1 protein-coding gene and 1 pseudogene are annotated in these 795 nt (G+C 54.0%); one reads left to right on the plus strand and one right to left on the minus strand.

The features are described from left to right. Positions 1-193, minus strand: a pseudogene (locus QD357_RS32640) (plasmid partitioning protein RepA); the annotation flags it as partial. A 391-nt stretch (positions 194-584) separates the two neighbouring features. Here QD357_RS32640 and QD357_RS32645 point away from each other — a divergent pair. Continuing rightward, positions 585-795: acyl-homoserine-lactone synthase (locus tag QD357_RS32645; RefSeq protein WP_414126142.1), on the plus strand; the 211-nt coding region annotated here is incomplete at its 3' end.

The raw sequence follows: 795 nt of genomic DNA on the forward strand, positions 1-795 counted from the left end.
GTCGCAAATAGCCATCCGAAACACCAACGATATCGGCGACCTCTCCGGAGGTAAAGGAACGCAGGGATTTTTGAGCMATGGGAGGAAAGGCTCGTTCCCCTACAGCCCGCAACCTGGCAGACAGTGCTTCCGCGCGCTGTGTGATGTGCGCGGAAGTCGATGCTAGATTGATTTGTCTGTCAATCACGTTCACTTTGGCCCCAGTTTCAGACGGTTTCTCGGCGTAAGACGCGCTATTTCCGTCTCATGATAACGCACGATTCTGCGAGTCTCGCAAGAGAAATAGGGTTAACAAAACCTTAACGGGACTCCTTCCCTTCGCAACGCATTGCKGTCACTGGCCCACTTTCTMTTGCAAATTCAGATCTTTGGCGAGTTTGACGAGAACTCCKATMACGATGCGTTCTACTGTGAATCCTACAAGGTGCCACTGTAGACGCCACTCGTAATTCGAGCCGTTTCATCCCGCTCCACGATGATTTCGTCCTACGACTCACCTCAAACGACCTTGTAGGATCCTACAACTACCGCTCGATTCTGATCCGTGCTGATTTCCCCRCCGACCAACGACGACGGAGAAATTCATGCAGATTCTCGCGATTTCCCAGCCGCGAAATGTTTACGAAGCTCAGCTGCTCCACCGCCATCATCAACTACGTGCCCGCGTTTTCGCCGAGCGCCTTGGCTGGGAGGTCAAGGTCGTCGACGGCCAAGAGGCGGACGCCTTCGACGCTCTTCTACCGAGCTACATCCTCGCAATTTCCGACGATGGCACTGTGACCGGTTGCGCAAGGC

It is taken from the genome of Rhizobium sp. BR 317 (genome assembly GCF_047445835.1).
In the GTDB taxonomy this organism is placed as follows: Bacteria; Pseudomonadota; Alphaproteobacteria; order Rhizobiales; family Rhizobiaceae; genus Rhizobium; species Rhizobium paranaense.